Source organism: Photobacterium sp. OFAV2-7 (assembly GCF_022347985.1).
GTDB lineage: Bacteria > Pseudomonadota > Gammaproteobacteria > Enterobacterales > Vibrionaceae > Photobacterium.
This window is the reverse complement of record NZ_JAKRFQ010000551.1, coordinates 1-3,499: the sequence shown is the minus strand read 5'-3', so window position 1 is coordinate 3,499 and position 3,499 is coordinate 1. Positions and strand designations below refer to the sequence as shown.

Here is a 3,499-nt window from a genome sequence, read left to right as displayed (position 1 = left end):
CATGTACTGGTAAGAACCTTCGTATACCATCTCGAAGTTTTTGGTTAGCTCTTGAGCCAGACGAACGTTCGCTGTCGCCCATAGGAACTCGTCACCGTCTTTGACACGGTCTTTGCTGAATTCACCCAAGAAGGCAGGCGCAATACGCCAGTTATCTGCAAAACGGGTTACACCGTAGCTAAACAAACGTACAGCCTGAGCATCTTCGTTCAGGTCGCCTTTTGAACCAATACCCTTCAGCTCAGCACCCAGGCCCTGACCAACAAGAATACCTGTCTTGGAGAAACCTTCACCACCGCCGTAGAAGTTGTTGCCATGATAGGCGAGTAAAGCGTGGAAACCGTTTTCGGCACGTTTGGTCGGTGATGATGCAGTCTGATCTCTGTCTTCATTATCAGCCGCTGTCATTGCGTTAAGCATTAACTGCCACTGGCCGATGTAGTTGTTCATCGTAACAATGTAGTTTTCAACTTCCAGGCTCGAGCTATCAATAGTGCCGAAGTCACGGCCATAGATAGAGAAGTTGGTTTGCCAGTCTTCGCTAAACTGAACATCATAAATACCCGCACCGGTACCAGACAGGAAGACAATGTCTGTATCCATGAAGTGAATATCGAAGTTATCGCGGTCAAAACGTTTACCAGCCCAAATGGATGCATAAGCCAGCGCGCCATCAAACGAATCCAGGCCTCCTAGCTCGGCAAAAATCTGGCGAACGTTCAGCTTAGAGTCATCAGCTGTCCACTCGTTGTTGGTTTCGGTGCTGTCCGCTATCATCACGCGGTACTTTGACCATGAACCATCATCCTGACTGATATTATGATCAAGGATGACTTCTACATAATTGTCATCTTCAATACCCAGACGACCAACCGCTCCGCCCAATGCACCTGCCGCCGTCATATACGGGCCAGTTCCCGATGCGCCGTTCAGGTCGTCATTAATTAGCAAGCCTGAACGAGCATAACCGTGAAATTCAAACGCAGACGCCTGCTTCTCAGCATCAACTGCCACCTGCTCTGTTTTTTCCAGACGCTTCTCTAAATCAGCAATCCTTTGCTCTAAGCTCGCGGTATCGCCTTGTGCCAGGGCGGCACCAGAGCAAGTTACGGCAAAAGACACTGCAAGTGATAAGAGGCTTTTTTTCATCATTCTAATTCCATCTATCCATTAATTTGTAAACCACTAAACAACGGAGCTGATTATTGCTAAACCGGTTTAGTTGATCGAGCAAAACCTGCTAAAACCGTTTAGCTTTGTGATCGTAGTGTCAAAATTGCGCGTTATGTGATCTACGCATATGCGGGAGAGGAATATGATTCAGCACGCGAATTACACACTAATCACGCATAAACTCCGGTTATGCTGAAAATTTGTTTAAACAGCTATTAGAAGCGTTGAGTTGGATTTTTTTGGACTGAGAGTTGAGGAGAAAAAGCCACAAAACAGTGCAACAGATAGTGCACCCGCTCTCAAATGGTGCAACCACATAGTGCGCTGTGCGTTTGCCTAGAGGAGACTCCGAAATATCAACACAAAAACTGGCACTTTATTGCACCAATTATCCTTCTAACACTGCATTGCCAGCGCAATTCTCTGCGCTATGTTCGTTTTCCTACAATGGCACCAAGATTGCTTTAAAGGTATCAATATCATTGAGTTAGGGAAGACATAAGATGAACTTGTCGGAAAAAGAAAAGCGCTGGTTGCCGTTCTGGGGCTCGACGGGAAAACTAGCCATGCGAAAGGCCTGCTGGCTTAACCGTTCCCGTCGTTCGACACTTGAGCAAACATTTGAAAGTATTGCGAACAACCGCGTTCACATACTCCAGTCATGGGTAAATAGCCAATGGGACTTCCTGCAAAATGCCGCCCTGTATGTCGCTACCAAACCTGACGACGAGAAAAACAGCGTACTAAAGCACTTACTGGAACGTAACGGTGATTTCTCGGAGCTTTTCATTGTTCAGACAGCCGGTAGCGTGAGTTTCTCAAGCTATGAAAGACATATCGGTACCCGGCACGAAAATAAAACGATACTCGAACAGGGACTGAAAGCGCCGTTCCTTCACGGGCCCTATGTCGACAAAGCAACCTTGCAAATCGGCCCCTCGAGCTCAGCATTTCATGATGAAGTCACGCTGATGTTCTACCAGCCCCTCAGTGTCGACAACCAGATTATCGGTTGCCTCTGCGGCCGCGTACCCAACGATGTCATGGGGGATTTGATCCAGCGTGAAGCCGGCCATATTTATAATGAGTCCGGCGACAACTACATTTTTATGGTCGAATCTCGCCTCGATCCCACGATCCTTCCTGGTACCGCCCTCTCCCGATCCCGTTTCGAAGACAATACTTTTTCCCATGGCGAGAACCTAAAGTCCGGCGTGAACACCAACTGGGGGATGGTCAAGATACGCCAGCATACCGAGTTTGAGATCCGGTTTACCGATCCGGCGACCAACGAACTGCATCCCGGCGTACGAGAAACCATTGCCAACGGATCCAACCTCTATATCGATTATCCGGGCTACTCCGACTATCGGCACATTCCGGTGATCGGAAAGGGTGTGACCTTTCAGCTCAAAGGATCGCCTGATCGTTGGGGAATGATGTGCGAAGCCGATCTGGAAGAAGTCTACCGTCACCGCTCGCTGGGCTTCACCCTGAGCAAACAATACACCCTGGCACTGATATTCTCTCTCCTCACACCATTACTACTAACCCATTGGCTATCGCTGCAGGTCTATCAACAGGGACTGGTCACCCTGCTTACGATCGTCCTCAGTACACTGAGTTTTACCTACCTGGCAGCGAAACCCATCGCCCGGCAGCTGCAGCAAATGTCGGATGTTATCCAGACCATCGCCGAGGGAGATGGCAACCTCAAGCAACGTTTGGATACCGGCCGGTTCAAACCGGATGAATCAGGAGATATGGGGCGTTGGATCAACAGTTTCATCGACAATCTCGACGGCATTATGAGAGAGATGATCCATGCCTCCAGCGAAGTAAAACAAGTCAGCGAATCCATGCTAAGACGCTGTGATCTCGTCGATCAATCCACCATTGAGACAGCCAACTCTATCGATGCGATGCTGTCGCTTGCCGACAGCCAGCAGCAGGAGATCTCCAATGCAACCGTAGCAGCCAATACCATGCAGCACGAGATGCACAATACGGTTGATAACGCCCAGAAGGAATACCAGCAAGCTGTCAGCAATACCAATAAAATCAAAGAGATTGTCGAAGCCTCGGCACGCAGCGTCAATGATGTAAACAACCAGATGCAAGAGATTGACGACATCGTCAAACTGATTTCGGAAATCACCGATCAGACCAACTTGCTGGCCCTTAACGCGGCTATCGAAGCGGCCCGCGCCGGCGAGCATGGCAGAGGTTTTTCAGTGGTGGCTGATGAGGTACGCAACCTGGCGACCAAGACATCACAGGCAGCTAATCACATCGGTAGCATTATGAACAAGTTACGGCAGGAAGA

The 3,499-nt window shown here is 49.1% G+C and carries 2 protein-coding genes; one reads left to right on the top strand and one right to left on the bottom strand.

Annotation, left to right across the window (positions count from 1 at the left end; genetic code table 11):
• On the bottom strand, positions 1–1,149 hold a 1,149-nt coding region (locus tag MHN01_RS20695), incomplete at its 3' end, for a carbohydrate porin (RefSeq protein ID WP_239413156.1).
• 527 nt (positions 1,150–1,676) lie between these two features.
• Here MHN01_RS20695 and MHN01_RS20690 point away from each other — a divergent pair.
• A partial coding sequence (locus MHN01_RS20690) for a methyl-accepting chemotaxis protein (protein WP_239413154.1) occupies positions 1,677–3,499 on the top strand: 1,823 nt, incomplete at its 3' end.